The sequence below is a fragment of the Oceanobacillus sojae genome, from assembly GCF_007991515.1.
In the GTDB taxonomy this organism is placed as follows: Bacteria; Bacillota; Bacilli; order Bacillales; family Amphibacillaceae; genus Oceanobacillus; species Oceanobacillus sojae.
Genome location: NZ_BJYM01000009.1, coordinates 185,279 through 200,928, shown reverse-complemented (window position 1 = coordinate 200,928; position 15,650 = coordinate 185,279). Strand labels below are relative to the sequence as shown.

Here is a 15,650-nt window from a genome sequence, read left to right as displayed (position 1 = left end):
CCCCCCATGAAAACCATTGCAGCGGTGACCTAAGCATTTATATATATTTTCTTATCTTTTAAAAAAGTATTTACTTTCATTCAAAAACACGATATAGTATACATAACTGGTAATAACCAGTTATGAGAAAGGATGCTGGAATACGTGGATAAGTCAAACAAAATTCCTTTATACCTGCAATTAATTGAAGAAATAAAGGAGAAAATTGAAAACCAAACCTATCATGAGCACGAAAAGCTTCCTTCTGAGCGGGAATTATGTGATCGTTATGAGCTGAGCAGAATTACTGTGAGGCAGGCTCTCCAGGCATTGGAGCAGGAAGGTTATATTTATAAGCTTCATGGCAAAGGAACCTTCGTTTCACAAAGAGCGTTTAAACAAGATTTAAAAAGACTTTACAGCTTTACTGATGAAATGAGAAAAAAGAATAAAAACCCACAATCAAATGTTTTAGAGTTCCAGGAGAAATCAATTGACGAGAAGCTGATGACAGCGACAGGGTTAGAAGAAGGAGAAACGGTATATGAGGTTATCCGTCTGCGATTGGCAGATGAAGAACCACTTATCTATGAGACTTCCTATATCCCGCAAAAATTTTTTCCTGGTTTAACGAAGCAGCGATTAATTGAAAAGCCGATGTATGAGGTGTTTGAAGAGGATTATCAAAGAAAAGTTACACGTGTAGAGGAAGATTTTTCAGCCACTTCTGCAGGCGAGCAGGAGGCAGTTTATTTGAAGCTGGCAGAAAATCAGCCGGTGATGCTGATTAAACGTTTTGCTTATCATCAGGAGCAGCTGATTGAATATACAATTAGTGTTGCCAGAGGAGATAAGTTTAATTACAGAGTTGAATTAACGTAAATTAAACGCGGATAAAATTGTTCGCGTTTTTTATAAAAAACATCTGGTCATGACAACATAACCAGATGAAGAGGAGGAATTTGATATGTTTCAATTAACGGAACAGGAATTAAAAGAAGGCTATGGAGGATATACAGCGAAGGAAATTAATCAGCAGCCCAAAGTATGGTTAGAGGCTTTTGCTAACTTTGAGGAAAACAGAAAGCGGTATCAGGATTTTATCCAATCTATTTTAAAAAAGCATACACAGGTTAAAGTACTTTTAGCAGGAGCTGGGACATCAGCTTTTGCAGGAGATGTTACAGCTTATGTATTGCAGCGACAATATCAGGGTGCTGTTCAGTTTGAAGCAGCAGCAACGACAGATATTGTATCGAATCCCGAAAACTATTTATTTAAAGAAGTGCCGACAATACTTGTGTCTTTTGCACGATCAGGAAACAGCCCGGAAAGTGTAGCTGCTGTTGAGCTGGGTGAACAGATAGTAAAGGATTTTTATCAAGTAGTGATTACATGTAATAAGGAAGGGGAGCTGGCTAAGCGGACAGAGAATGATGCGAATAGTCTAAGTATCTTAACTCCTGATGATGCACATGATCAAGGGTTTGCGATGACCAGCAGCTATACGAGTATGATGCTTTTATGCTACGAGCTATTTTCTCTTAAGCCAACATCAAAGCAGCGTATTGAATTGTTAGCCAAGTGTGCAGAAAACGTTTTAGGTAGAGTTACTCCAACTGTCGAAGAAATATTAGAAATCCCTATGGACCGGATTGTTTATTTAGGATCCGGACTGCTTCAGCATGTGGCGCATGAAGCGTCTTTGAAAATGTTGGAGCTTACAGGTGGCGAGGTAGCTGCAGTCTATGAATCTTCCCTTGGATTCCGTCATGGTCCGAAATCTATTTTGAATGATCAATCTGCAGTTGTCGTGTTTCTTTCAGAGGATCCATATACAAGAAAGTATGATTTGGATATCGTGAGAGAACTTGCAGCAGAGGATTCACAGCTGAAGCTGATTGTAATTGGAGAACGTTATGATAAGGCAGTAGAAGAGCTGGCAGATTGGTCATTGTTTGTTAACCATACCGAGTCGGTTATTCAAAATGATTTTTATAATAGCCTGCTTTATATTATCCTTCCGCAAGTGCTGGCTTTAAAGAAATCTGCTCAATTAGGAGTTACACCAGATAATCCAAGTCCAAGTGGAAGTCTCAATCGAGTTGTTCAAGGGGTTACGATTTATGATTATTCCGGGGATGGAGAAAAATAAGAGGAGGTGCTGCAATGGGAGAGATTCAGAATACAAAAGAAATGCTCATCAAAGCAAATAAAGAAGGGTATGCAGTTCCAGCATTTAATATTCATAATTTAGAAACAATCCAAACAGTAGTTCAGACTGCAGCGGAGGAACAGTCTCCCGTTATTTTGGCAGCAACACCAGGAACTATGAAATACGCCGGACGTGCCTATATTCAGGCAATTGCAGAAGTTGCAGCAAAAGAAAATAATATTCCGATAGCATTGCACTTAGATCATCATGAAACACTTGATTCTATTCAAGCATCTTTAGAGCTTGGGACCAAATCTGTGATGATTGATGGCTCACATCATTCTTTTGAAGAAAACATTGCTATTTCCAAAAAAGTAGTGGAGGAGGCTCATGCTTATGGGGCAACGGTAGAAGCAGAGTTGGGAAAGCTTGTCGGTCAAGAGGATGATTTGATTGTGGAAGCAAGTGAAGCGGCTTATACTGATCCGGCAACTGTTATTGAGTTTGTAGAACGGACTGGTGTAGACTCTCTTGCTGTTGCTATTGGAACAGGTCATGGTTTATATGAAACAGAGCCCAATTTGGATTTTGAGCGGTTGAAAAAGATTAGAAATTTAATTGATATTCCTATTGTGCTGCATGGAGCTTCTGGTATTTCAAAAGAAGATGTACAAAAGTGTATTGCCTTGGGATGTGCAAAGGTTAATATTTCTACAGAATTAAAAATCCCCTTTTCTCATGGGCTGAGGGAACATTTAATAAACCATCCGGATGAAAAGGATCCAAGAAAGTATATGGAGCCTGCTAAAAAAGCAATGAAAGCTGCAGTCCAGGAAAAAATTGCTATTTGCATGAGTGCCGGTAACGCTTAAGATGAGATTGTGCACGAAAGGGGAAGAATGACAGTGATTCTTACAGTTACACTAAATCCCTCGGTGGATATACAGTATCGGGTAAAACATTTTCAGGAAAATCGTGTTCATCGTGCAGCAGCTGTATCTAAGACAGCGGGGGGCAAAGGTCTGAACGTTACAAGGGTTCTTCATCAATTGGGGGAAGAAGTGACTGCTTGCGGATTTGCGGGAGGACATCTTGGCAGCTTTATTGAAGAGGAATTAAATCATCATGGTATTATGCATTACTTTACCCCAATTGCAGGAGAAACACGAAATTGTATTGCTATTATTCATGATGGGAAGCAGACAGAAGTTCTGGAAAAAGGCCCGACAATTGCCGAAAAGGAAATAGAAACGTTTCTAGCTACTTTTCAAGAAAAGGCAGAAAAAGTAGAAGTAATCACCATTTCTGGCAGTTTACCTGAAGGTGTTCCAGAAAACTTTTATCAGCAGCTGATCGATATTGCTGTGAAAGCAAATAAACATGTATTGCTGGATACAAAAAGCTCTCTTATCCAGAATACTTTAGAAAATCAATATATTCCATTTTTGATTAAACCAAACCAGGAAGAATTTGAAGAGCTTGCAGGGATAATATGTTCGTATGAAGAAGATGTCATAAAAGCATTAAGAAAGCCAGTATTTAATGAATTATCCTGGGTTATTGTTACACTTGGAAAAAACGGAGCCATTGCAAAGTATGGTGATAAAATTTACCAGGTTGCGTGTCCGACAGTAGAAGCAGTGAATCCAGTCGGATCTGGAGATGCAGTGATCGCCGGATTGGCAGCAGGCTGCCGGCGGGGGCTGGAAGGGGAGGATTTTATCCGGTTTGGAATTGTGATGGGGGTATTAAATGCTTTAGAAGAACAAACCGGAAGAATTAGCTTAAATCAGATGGAGTATTATTTAAAACAGATTGAGGTTAAGAAAATTTCATGATAAATGATAAGAGACGTATCCGAGGATGCGTCTTTTTTACTTGATAGATTAAACAAAGCTCCTTATTCTTAGTAAACTGATTGTATAAGAAGTATTTATTTGTTAATTTTTAATTTTAAAAATATTATAGACGAATAAAAAACAGTATGTTAATATAAGAAAAACATTAGTAAATAATTTATTAAATAATAAGTAAATGTTTACTTGAGGTGGTGATAAATTGGAATATGTGATTGGTGTAGATATTGGAGGAACAAAAATTGCATCAATTGTTGCAGATTCTGTCGGGAACATTGTTCATCGTTGTGAACTGCCGAGTATAAAGGAAAATCCGGAGGAAATGTTTCAGCAAGTAGTCAGATGCATTCAAAAATTAATTTTTTCAGCAGATGTTTCTATGCAGGAAGTAACTTCAATGGGAGTTGGCGTTCCAGGGAAAGTAGACCGCGAGAAGGGATTAGCTATTTTCCAAAATAATTTACCGTGGAGGGACTTTCCTATTATTAAGAGATTGAAAGATCAATTTCCGTCAGTAAAAAATATTACGATAGATAATGATGTGTATATGGCCGCTTATGCAGAATGGGAGGCAGCGGATTTACCAGAGAATGCAACATTTGTTTATGTGACTGTAAGTACTGGTATTTCCTGTTCGATTATACATAACGGGAATTTTCTTAGAGGAAATGGGTTTGCAGGGGAACTTGGTCTTCTTCCGATGCCGGGAATTGACCAGTCACAGACAAGTACAACGTTAGAAAATATCGCTTCAGGGCCCGGGATCTTACAGCTGGCAAGAGACATCTATAATGATCCAGATATGGAAATAGAAACATTGTTTTTAAAATATCAAAAAAATGAAAAACAGGCTGTAAAGGTTATTAACCAGATGCTTGAATCGTTGGCTGGAGGAATTTATACCATTGCTTGCCTAATTAATCCGCATCAAATAGTTTGTGGGGGCGGTGTAATTAATCACCAGCCGTATATCGTTGATTTACTAAATAAATTAGTTGATAATTATATGATTTTAGTACAGGAGAAGGCAAATAGTCTAATTAAAGTCAGTAAATTGAAAGAAGATGCCGGAGTAATTGGAGCGAGTAGAAATGCTCTTAAAAATGTAAGCGTTTTAAAATGAACTGATTTAAAAGATATTTTAGAAGGGGGTGAAAGAAACTATATTGCAGTCTTGAGCATTTCAGTTATCGCTTTTATTAAACTAAACTATTTAATTTAAGGGGAGGGTTTTCATTGAAACTAAAAAAATTATTTATTGTGTTGATGCTGTTAGTTCTTATATTAGCTGCGTGTAGTAATAATAATTCAAGCAGTGATGCGGCTGAAGAGGAAGACTTGGATAATCTGACTGACTCTGGCTTGCCGATTGTAGAAGAACCGATTGAATTAGATATTTTCGCAGGAAAGGCACCGGCAACGGCAGATGATTGGAATGATGTTCTAATTTGGAATGAGTATGAGGAAATGACAAATATTAATGTGAATTGGGACATGGTACCGCATGAAGGGCTGAGTGAGAAACGAAATCTTGCTTTGGCAAGTGGAGATTTGCCTGATGCTTTCCATAGTGCACTAATTCCTGTTCCTGATATTTTCAAGTATGGGCAGCAAGGAACCTTTATTCCTTTAAATGATCTTATCGAGGAGCATGCGCCAAATCTAAAAAGCATCTTAGAAGAGTACCCGGAAGTAGAAAAAGCGATTACGTTCCCGGACGGCAATATTTATTCTTTCCCATTAATTTATGACCCTGAGTTTTCTGCATTGCGTATTAGTGAAGGACCGTGGATCCGTGAAGACTGGCTTGAAGCATTAAACATGGACGTGCCGGAAACAACGGATGAATTTTATGAGTATTTAAAAGCAGTGAAGGAAGGTAATCCGAGCGGGGATGAAAGCATCGAGGAAATCCCATTTGGTGCACAATCCATCAATGGACTTCTCACTTATTTAAAAGGTTCTTTTGGAATCGGAAATAAAGGAAAAGGACATCGCTTTATTGATTTAGATCCAGATGGAGAAACAGTGCGCTTTTATCCGACGACAGAAAACTATAAGGAAATGATTGAATATGTTCACAAGCTGTATGATGAAGGCTTAATTGAGGAGAATATTTTCTCTATCAGCCCGGAACAATTTTATGCAAATGCAGGTGAAGGAGTCTATGGAAGTACGTATAATCATAGCCCGGCAGAACTATTTCCTGGAGAGCATAGAGACAGCTTTACAGGTGGATTGACATTGGAAGGTCCTCATGGTGATAAAGCATTTACAGGTATCTCATTCCCTTCCAGTACGACTGGGTTTGTCATTACCAGTCAAAATGAAAATCCGGCAGCAACTGCGCGTTGGATGGATTACTTCTACAGCGATGAAGGTGCTGAACTGTTCTTTATGGGGATTGAAGGAGAGACTTTTGAAAAAACAGAAGACGGCGAGTATGAGTATGTAGAAGAAATACGTGATAATCCAGATGGATTAACATTAGACCAGGCAGTAGCGCAATACCTGACTTGGCCGGGCGGTCAATATCCAGGAATTTTAATGGAGGATTACTTTAAAGGCGCTGAAGGTACAGAATCATCCAAAGAGGCCGCTGAAAAACTGGAGCCAGATTTTATTGAAGAAGTATGGCCATCCTTCACGTATACAGAAGAGGAGAATAATACCATGACATCAGTGGGGGCAGATATTGAGAAGTATGTAACAGAAATGACAGATCAATTTATTTCTGGTCAGACTCCGCTCTCAGAATGGGATACCTATGTTGAAACTCTTGAAAACATGGGATTGGAACAGTATATGGAAATTCAACAGGATGCTTACGAACGCTACTTGAGCAACTAAGAGAAGTACCTGATTTGCCACAGCAGACTAATTGCGAAGGAGAGCTTTTGAGAGAGGGAATGCAGAATCATTCCCTCTTGTATCCTTAAGATGCATAACCTATAGAGTTTATTCGTTTGAAAGTGCTTGATGATAGACTTGTTACTCTATAAAAGTTTTACTTTGTTAATGCGTAGTTATGGCTGTAAAAGGAGGGCTAGAATGGCAAAGAATCCTGCACGCGCAATAAGCATGAATAGCAGATTAGATAGATTTAAGAAAAATGTGCTTTTAAACTGGCGATTATATGTTTTTCTTTTGCCGGCAATTCTTTACTTTACTATTTTTCATTATATTCCAATGTATGGGGTGCAAATTGCTTTTAAAGACTTTTATGCAACAGAAGGAATTACAGGGAGCCCCTGGGTTGGATTTGACCATTTTTCCCGTTTTTTCGATTCTTATTATTTTTGGAGGTTAATTAAAAATACCATTATTTTAAGCCTTTATCAGCTTATTTTATTCCCATTGCCGATTATATTCGCGCTCATGTTAAATGAACTGAAAAATGGTCCTTTTAAAAAATGGTCACAGACACTTACATATGCGCCGCATTTTATGTCTGTTGTGGTTATTGTAGGGATGCTTGTTGCTTTTCTGGACCCAATTACTGGAATTATAAATCATGTGATCACTTCTTTGGGCGGATCGTCTATTTCATTCCTTACAAGCCCGGAATGGTTCCGCCATATTTTTGTATGGTCTGGTCAATGGCAAACGTTAGGGTGGGGAACCATTATTTATTTGGCAGCATTATCCGGAGTTAATCCAGAGCTCCATGAAGCTGCAAAGATAGACGGAGCGTCAAGGATACAGAGAATCCTTCATATTAATATTCCGGCGATTTTACCGACCATTGTGGTTTTATTTATCTTAAATATTGGAAGCTTTATGGCGATTGGATTTGAGAAGGTACTCTTAATGCAGAATAACTTAAATGCGGAGACATCAGATATTATTCAGACGTTTGTATATCAAACTGGTTTGTTAGAAGGACAATATAGTTTTGCTGCAGCAATTGGTCTATTCGATTCCGTCATTAATTTAACATTGCTGGTAATCGTCAATCAAATCGCGCGGAAAACCAGTGAGAACAGTCTGTGGTAAGGAGGAATTGATATGCGAAAGTTTCAGTTGTCCGATAAGGGTTTTGATGTTCTCAATACGATATTCGTAACAATTATTGTATTGCTGATTGTTTACCCGCTTATCTTTGTATTAAGTGCTTCTATCAGTAGTCCATCTGCCGTCAATACAGGTAAAATGTGGCTATGGCCGGTAGATATTTCGTTTAGTGGTTTTAAAACAGTTTTTCAAAATGATGCAATTTGGTCCGGGTATCGAAATACGATTATTTATACGGTTGTTGGAACCATTCTTCATTTAGTCATATTATTGCCCTGTGCCTATGCTTTATCCAGGAAAGAAATTGCAGGGAAACAGTTTATTATGTGGTTTTTTTTGTTCACCATGTTATTTAATGGAGGGTTAATCCCTACTTATTTGGTCATTCAGTCGTTAGGGATGATTGATACGATATGGGCAATTGTCGTTCCAAATGTTGTTGGAGCCTGGTCCATTCTCGTTGCCCGTGCTTTCTTTCAGCAGAGTATCCCGGATCAGCTCGTGGAAGCATCAAAAATTGATGGCGCTACCGATTTTCATATTTTCTTTAAAATTGTTTTACCTCTATCCTTGCCAATTATTGCTGTTATGGCATTATTCCATGCAGTTGGTTTATGGAATCAGTACTTTAACGCATTAATCTATTTATCAGATGAAACGAAATATCCTTTGCAGCTGATTTTAAGAGAAATATTAATCTTAAACGAAGGAATGACTGGCGGGGCAGGTAGTGAAGGAGGATCAGTGAATTCATTTGCGGAACAAATTGAGACAGCCTCTCTCATTAAGTATGCAGTTATTATTGTATCTTCTTTGCCGCTCTTAATCGTGTATCCATTTGTTCAGCGTTTCTTTGTCAAAGGTGTATTGATTGGATCTGTAAAAGAATAAGAAACGATAATTAAATTAGCAATGTTTTCAACTTTAAACATATTCCATATCTTAAATTTGAGATATGTACAACAGGAGGGGAGAAAATGACAGGATTTATTGCAGGATATTATAATTTTTGTCTATGGATTACGAGATTTCTATATGTTCACTTTCTATGGGTAGGTTTTACAATTCTTGGTCTGGGTGTGCTGGGAATAATGCCTGCAACGGCTGCTATGTTTGCCGTTGTCCGGAAATGGGTTCAAGGTAATGGTGATAGACCAATATTTCCATTGTTTAGGAAGACGTATAAACAGGAGTTTCTGAGAAGTAATATTCTTGGAGGTATACTCTTTTTCATCGGTTATGGCTTGTTTATCCAATATCAAATATTACGTTCGCAGGAAGAAGCTGTGTATTATGTTGCAAGCTTTGCTATCCTTGCTTTAGCTGTCTTATTTATTGTGATTCTCCTGTATTTCTTTCCTGTATTCTCACATTTTAAGCTGTCAAATATACAGTATCTATTATGGCCGTTTATGATTGGGTTTTTACATCCCGTCCTGACGATAGTTTTGTTTATGGCCGTCGCAGGAATCTATTATCTTGTTTTTATCAGTATGCCCGGATTGCTATTTTTAATGGGAGGAAGTGTGGCTGCTTTTATCTTAACATGGGGAGGACAGTTAACATTCGCCAGATTTGAGCGCAGAGCAGAATAAATTTATAAGGAGGAATAAATATGCAAGCAAAAAAAGCTGTATTGATTGGTGCGGGAGATCGTGGAGCCAGAGCGTATGCTCCTTATGCATTAAATTATCCTAATGAACTTCAAATTGTCGCAGTAGCCGATCCGAATGATGAACGGAGAAATCGAGTGAAAGTAGAATATGAACTGGAGGAAGATGCTTGCTACACCTCCTGGGAAGAGCTTTTGCAAGGGGGTAAAAAAGCAGATATTGCAATTATTTGTACCTTAGATCGTTTCCATTATGAACCGACCATAAAAGCATTGGAAATGGGATATCATGTTCTTTTGGAAAAGCCGATGTCTCCTGATCCAAAGGAATGTATTGAGATGGAGGCGACAGCAGCTAAGTATAATCGTCAGCTGACCATCTGCCATGTGCTTCGTTATACAGAATTCTGGTCAACGATTAAGCAGGTTATTGCACGTGGTGATATAGGGCAGGTTGCCTCTATCCAATTGAATGAAAATGTGGAAATTATGCATATGTCGCATAGCTTTGTACGGGGAAATTGGAGTAATAAAGAGAAGTCGAGCCCAATGATATTACAGAAATCCTGTCATGATATGGACATTATTAATTTTGTTATGGGGAAAAAATGTGAGCGTATCAGCTCCTATGGTTCGTTAATGCATTTTCGAAAAGAAAATAAACCAGAAGGAGCTCCCAAACGCTGTTTAGAAGGATGTCCAGTTGAATTGGAATGCCCTTTTCATGCAGGACGCTATTATTTAGGTGAGGGCAGAGGCTGGGCTAAAAAGTTCACGGAAGATCATACCAATGAAGGAATTATTAAAGCACTTAATGAAACGGATTATGGGAAGTGTGTGTATCAATCCGATAATAATGTGGTAGATCACCAGGTTGTTAATATGGAATTTGAAGATGGGGCTACGGCAACCTTCAGCATGTCAGGATTCACCAGAGAGCAGACGCGTATGGTGCAGATTATGGGTACAAAAGGTGAAATTCGGGGTAATATGGCTGAAAACCAAATTTCTGTTTACGATTTTTCAAGTAAGCAGGAATCCATTATTAAGTTTAGCAAACCAGTTGGCGGTCATGGCGGCGGGGATAATAATATTGTTCGTACGTTCCTGCATGATATTGATCATTATGGAGAGCAGGAAAGCATTTCCTCTGCTGCTACTTCATTAAGGAGTCATTTAATGGCATTTGCTGCTGAAGAATCAAGGCTTAATCACGGACAGTCTATTCATATTGATGATTTTTATTCTGCGTATGCGACTGGAGCAATAAAATAAATCTTTAAAAATATTGATTCCATAATAAAAGATTGCCGTTAACCCTTTCGAAAACCCAGAATTATCATGATTTTTAGAAATAAAAGTGGTACGATTAATACGAATGACAGAGGGGATAAAGAAGGTGTTTACATGGCAACGATTAAAGATATTGCGAAATTAGCTGGTGTTTCAGCGGCAACGGTTTCACGTGTATTAAATTATGATGCGTCCTTATCCGTGACAGATCAGACAAAAAAACGGATATTTGAAGCAGCAGAAGAGCTCTCTTATCAAAAGAAATCGGCCCATAAATTTGGAGGGCATAAGATTGCAATTGTGCATTGGTATACAGAACAGGAAGAATTAAATGATTTATATTATTTATCGATTCGTCTGGGAATTGAACAACGCTGTAAAGAATTAAATATGAATGCAGATGTCTATTTCTTTGATAATATCAATGAAATAGCGTCTAAAGATGTTGATGGAATAATTGCTGTTGGAAAGTTTAGTTATTCCCAGGTAAAAGAATTGGCAAAGGTTAATCAGCATGTTGTCTTTGTTGACTACAGTCCCGATCAGGACCATTTTGATGCGGTGATTGTTGATTTTGAGAGGGCAACCTATAAAGTGATCGATTACTTCCTGGAAACAGGCCATCAGGAAATCGGCTTTATTGGCGGCAGAGAAATTGCTAAAGGAGAAAAAGAGGTTATTCCTGATTTGAGAGAGCGGACATTCTGCTCTTATATGAAGGAGTTAGGTTTATTTCAGCCAGATTATGTTTATGTTGATATTTTCTCCGTTGACAACGGTTATAAACTTATGAAAAAAGCAATTGAAGAGCTGGGTGAACGATTACCGTCTGCTTTCTTTATCAGCAGTGATGTCATGGCAATTGGAAGTTTAAGAGCATTACATGAAGCAAATATCTCAGTGCCGGAAAGAGTAAGCATTATTGGAATCAACGATATGTCTATTTCAAAGTATGTTTACCCTTCACTGTCTACAGTGAAAGTATTCACAGAAGAGATGGGAGAAGCTGCAGTAGATACATTGTTAGAACGCTTAGACGGAAGAACTATTGCAAAAAAAATATTATTGGCTACAGAGTTAATTTTGAGAGATAGTGTGAGGTAAGAAAGTCTCTACTATGGAAAGTTTAAGAACAGGTCAAATATAAGGGAAGTGAAAGATTGTCAATATGGGCGTTATCTCTTGTTATGACTGCAGCAATCCTGCATGCAATCTGGAATTTTCTCGCTAAAAAGTCATTGGGAGGTACTTCGTTTGTATGGCTATATACATTCACAAGTACAGTAATTTATAGTCCGCTTGTTTTAGGGGTTATTTTGTGGACGGATGTAAGCATTGGATGGGTGGAGGTCGGATTAATAGCAGCAAGTGCTTTATTGCATTTGCTGTACGCTGTAACGCTGCAAAAAGGATACAGGATTGGCGATTTCTCGCTTATTTATCCTATCGCAAGGGGAATAGGTCCGATGCTGATTGCATTTGCTGCATTTTTCATACTGAAGGAAGAATTAAACGGATTAGGAAAAATGGGTATTTTTCTAATTATTTGCAGTGTGTTTATTTTTACCGGTGGCTTTCGGATTTTGAGAGAAAGAACGGTGCTTTCTTCCATTCTTTATGGCCTTTTAATTGGCTGTATGATTGCCAGCTATTCACTCTTAGATAAGTATATCGTCAGTGTTTCGATAATCCACCCGATTTTGCTTAACTATGGAACCAATCTGGGAGTAAGCCTTCTGTTATTTCCGTTTGCAAAGAAACACTGGCAGGATGTTCGTCTGGATTGGAGCAGCAGAAAATTGGAAACAATCGGGATTGGTCTATTTAATCCGCTGGCGTATATCCTCGTCCTGATTGCAATGGTTCATGCTCCTGTGAGTTATGTAGCTCCTGTAAGAGAATTGAGTATTTTAATCGGAGCTGTTTTAGGGGTTGTCTTTTTGAAGGAAAGCTTTGGAAGACAACGGATAATTGCTGCTCTTGTTATGGTTATAGGCGTTATTATGGTAGCTGTTTCTTAGCTTTGGGGAGGGATTATAGATGAAGGTACATTTTTTAGGAACGGCAGCTGCAGAAGGCTTTCCAAATGTATTTTGTAGATGCCAGGCTTGTCAGGATTCCAGGAAGGCAAAGGGAAGAAATATACGTACTCGAAGCTCTGTCATTATTGATGATGCATGGAGAGTGGATTATCCGCCGGACGCTTATTATCAAGCGGTAAGAGATGAGATTGATATGTCCAAAGTGAATCACCTTTTACTGACACATACACATTACGATCATCTTTGTGCAGGGGACCTGCTTTCTCGTATTGAAGGCTTTGCCCATGGTGTAGAAGAGCCTTTAAATATTTATGGAAATGATTTAGCTCTGCATCAATGTAGAATTGGTTTTTTAGAGGAAGGCAGTATTCAAAAGCAATTTATGATGAAAAGATTAATACCTTTTGAAGTTTTCTGGATTGGGCAGGCAAAAATTACTCCGATTTTGGCAGATCATGATCCGCGGGAAACCTGCTTTTTATTCTTTATAGAAAAGGATGGCAAGTATTTACTCTATGGAAATGATTCCGGCTGGTTTCCTGAAAAAACATGGGATTGGCTCAAAGGCAAGAAGATCGATATGGCGATATTGGATTGCACAGTTGGACAGAATGGAAATCCTAAAAGCCGTAACCACATGAGTGTGGAAACGGTTATAGAGGTGCAGAAGCAGTTTCAGGCGTGGAATGAAGAAAATGCAAAGACGCAAATTATCGCAACGCATTTTTCTCATAACTGCGGATTGCTGTATCAGGATCTATTGGAGATATTTGAACCTTATGGGGTTGAGGTTGCTTATGATGGATTGATTAAGTACATATAAAAATATGGAGGTTTCGATGCAAAAAAAGAAATACTATTTAGAAGAGATGAATCCGACCAATATAAATATAAAGGTTCTCTACAACTATTTAAAACAGGACTTTGAACGGCTCGAACTATTTCCTCATTTTGTGCTGAAGCGTAATTTCAAAAAGGGGAGGATGGAAGCTGTTTATCTGACGGATAGACAGGAGAAATATGGTTATGCTATTTATCAGAAATTGCCATCATTACAGGGGATTTTTATTTCCTATCTGGCTATTCTTCCTAAGTATAGGTCGAATGGACTTGGGGGCACTTTAATCAGTCAGCTAAATAATTTATCCCCTAATGGCATATTGCTGGAAGTAGAGGATCCAGAAGCAGCGAAGGATAAGAAGGACTATACGACAAGACTTCGCCGAATCAGCTTCTATGAAAAGAATGGACTGCATATGAATCCGAATATGAAGGTGAATTCATTTTTTGTTCCATTAAGAATGATGGATAATTTGGATAGTACGGATGTTTATGATATTTCCTTTTATCAGAAGCTGTATAATCGTATTTTGGGATTGCCGATAGGGCGTATTTTTATTAAGGAAAATTGGTGAAGAGAATATTTAAACCGCTATAAAAAAGAAGTCGGAGTGGTTCCCGGCTTCTTTTTTTCACTTTCATAACCTAAGGATGGAAGAGAACTTTCACAGCATCTATTTCTTTATGCGTAAGCTGATGAAAAATCTCAGGGCCTTTTTCTAACGGAAGATGATGTGAAATCATCGGCTTCACATCAAGCTGGCCCGTTTTCATAAAATGGAGGCCAGTCTCCCATTCTTTTCCCGGAAAAGGTGTAGATAATGCATTCCAGGATCCAAGGATGCGCAGTTCATTCCGGACAATTTTTTCAAAATAATAGCGCTGAAGGGTAATATCTCCATAGGGAATTCCCAAGTATAAAACCTCGCCGCCTTTTTTAGGAAGTGCCAGCACCTGCTCACTTGTAATGGGAGAGCCTGCTGATTCAACTGCCAGATCAACTCCTAAAGAAGTATGCTTTTTAATAACTGTTTCTGTATCTTCTTTCAGTGGGTTAATAAGAATATCAGCACCCAGCTGCTTAGCAATTTTAAGCTTGTTATCATCAATATCAATGGCGAAAACAGTCGCTGCTCCAAAAATTTTCGCCCACTGAATCGAGAGAAGTCCGATACTGCCGACACCCATGATAGCTACTGCTGCACCCGGCTGAATGGATGTACGGTAAAAACCATGTGCGACGACGGAAGCGGGTTCCAGCATGGCAGCAGTGTCAAAGTCAATTTCATCTGGCAGCTGTAACAGATGAGATGCGGGCAGGATAACGTATTCAGCATAAGAACCGGGATGCTTTGCACCAATAACTGTCAGTTCGGTGCAGCGAGTCGGGGCTCCCTGTCTGCAGAAGATACAGTGACCACAGGAAAAAGTCGGGCAGGCGGCTACTCGATCACCCTCTTTAAAATGTGTTACTGCACTCCCGACAGCAGCTACAATTCCTGAAAATTCATGACCAAAGGTTGTTCCTGAAACATAGGGCCCAAGCTTCTTATATCGGGACAAGTCCGAACCGCATATTCCGGCGGATTTAACTTGGATTAGAACCTCCTCATTACTAGTTAGTTGAAGAAGAGGTGTATTTTCTTCATAACGTAAATCCTCTATATCATATAAATTTAGAGCCTTCACATCAGAACTCCTTTCTATTGCGACTGGTTCGATTTTTTTCTCTTTTTCACTAAGAAATAGCCGGCGATACCGACGATAATCGAGTTAAAGATAAGCTGGTATTCAAAATAAAATTGACTTATTCCGCGCATAGGGCCAAGCATAAAATCTAAAAACATATCAACCATGTT

Annotated in this window: 16 protein-coding genes; 14 read left to right on the top strand and 2 right to left on the bottom strand. The window is 38.7% G+C overall.

What is annotated here, in order from left to right; translation table 11 throughout:
* The first annotated feature begins 144 nt into the window (after nt 1-144).
* The 14 genes from OSO01_RS12180 to OSO01_RS12115 all read left to right on the top strand — a co-directional run bounded on the left by OSO01_RS12180 (nt 145) and on the right by OSO01_RS12115 (nt 14,366).
* Nucleotides 145-861 (top strand): GntR family transcriptional regulator, encoded by a 717-nt coding sequence (locus tag OSO01_RS12180; RefSeq protein WP_246145149.1) that lies wholly within the window; start codon nt 145-147, stop codon nt 859-861.
* Between the two features lie 85 nt (nt 862-946).
* Complete coding sequence (locus tag OSO01_RS12175; protein ID WP_147210710.1) at nt 947-2,134, top strand: SIS domain-containing protein; 1,188 nt, start codon at nt 947-949, stop codon at nt 2,132-2,134.
* A gap of 14 nt (nt 2,135-2,148) precedes the next feature.
* Nucleotides 2,149-3,006: a tagatose-bisphosphate aldolase subunit GatY gene (locus OSO01_RS12170; RefSeq protein WP_147210709.1), complete on the top strand. Its 858-nt coding sequence runs from the start codon at nt 2,149-2,151 to the stop codon at nt 3,004-3,006.
* A 27-nt stretch (nt 3,007-3,033) separates the two neighbouring features.
* Complete coding sequence (locus OSO01_RS12165; RefSeq protein WP_246145147.1) at nt 3,034-3,972, top strand: 1-phosphofructokinase family hexose kinase; 939 nt, start codon at nt 3,034-3,036, stop codon at nt 3,970-3,972.
* A gap of 229 nt (nt 3,973-4,201) precedes the next feature.
* Entirely contained in the window at nt 4,202-5,113 is a 912-nt protein-coding gene (locus OSO01_RS12160; protein WP_246145152.1) for an ROK family protein, read from the top strand.
* A 113-nt stretch (nt 5,114-5,226) separates the two neighbouring features.
* A complete protein-coding gene (locus tag OSO01_RS12155; RefSeq protein WP_147210706.1) occupies nt 5,227-6,840 on the top strand; it encodes an extracellular solute-binding protein in 1,614 nt (537 codons plus the stop codon).
* A 201-nt stretch (nt 6,841-7,041) separates the two neighbouring features.
* Nucleotides 7,042-7,986, top strand: coding sequence for an ABC transporter permease (locus tag OSO01_RS12150; protein WP_186813652.1), 945 nt, complete (start codon nt 7,042-7,044; stop codon nt 7,984-7,986).
* A 12-nt stretch (nt 7,987-7,998) separates the two neighbouring features.
* The gene (locus OSO01_RS12145) at nt 7,999-8,895 is read left to right on the top strand and encodes a carbohydrate ABC transporter permease (protein WP_147210705.1); all 897 of its coding nucleotides are present in this window, start codon (nt 7,999-8,001) and stop codon (nt 8,893-8,895) included.
* A gap of 86 nt (nt 8,896-8,981) precedes the next feature.
* Complete coding sequence (locus OSO01_RS12140; RefSeq protein ID WP_147210704.1) at nt 8,982-9,599, top strand: YesL family protein; 618 nt, start codon at nt 8,982-8,984, stop codon at nt 9,597-9,599.
* A 20-nt stretch (nt 9,600-9,619) separates the two neighbouring features.
* Complete coding sequence (locus OSO01_RS12135) at nt 9,620-10,891, top strand: Gfo/Idh/MocA family protein (protein WP_147210703.1); 1,272 nt, start codon at nt 9,620-9,622, stop codon at nt 10,889-10,891.
* A gap of 132 nt (nt 10,892-11,023) precedes the next feature.
* Entirely contained in the window at nt 11,024-12,013 is a 990-nt protein-coding gene (locus OSO01_RS12130) for a LacI family DNA-binding transcriptional regulator (protein ID WP_147210718.1), read from the top strand.
* Nucleotides 12,014-12,069: 56 nt separating this feature from the next.
* Nucleotides 12,070-12,930 carry a DMT family transporter gene (locus OSO01_RS12125; protein WP_246145145.1) on the top strand — a complete coding sequence of 287 codons (861 nt, stop codon included), beginning with the start codon at nt 12,070-12,072 and terminating at the stop codon, nt 12,928-12,930.
* Nucleotides 12,931-12,949: 19 nt separating this feature from the next.
* Complete coding sequence (locus OSO01_RS12120) at nt 12,950-13,774, top strand: MBL fold metallo-hydrolase (protein WP_147210702.1); 825 nt, start codon at nt 12,950-12,952, stop codon at nt 13,772-13,774.
* 16 nt (nt 13,775-13,790) lie between these two features.
* Nucleotides 13,791-14,366, top strand: coding sequence for a GNAT family N-acetyltransferase (locus OSO01_RS12115; RefSeq protein ID WP_186813651.1), 576 nt, complete (start codon nt 13,791-13,793; stop codon nt 14,364-14,366).
* A gap of 70 nt (nt 14,367-14,436) precedes the next feature.
* Here OSO01_RS12115 and OSO01_RS12110 read toward each other — a convergent pair whose 3' ends face one another.
* On the bottom strand, nt 14,437-15,480 hold the full coding sequence (locus tag OSO01_RS12110) for a galactitol-1-phosphate 5-dehydrogenase (protein ID WP_147210700.1): 1,044 nt from the start codon (nt 15,478-15,480) through the stop codon (nt 14,437-14,439).
* Between the two features lie 14 nt (nt 15,481-15,494).
* A complete protein-coding gene (locus OSO01_RS23390) occupies nt 15,495-15,647 on the bottom strand; it encodes a hypothetical protein (protein WP_175637080.1) in 153 nt (50 codons plus the stop codon).
* Nucleotides 15,648-15,650 lie beyond the last annotated feature (3 nt).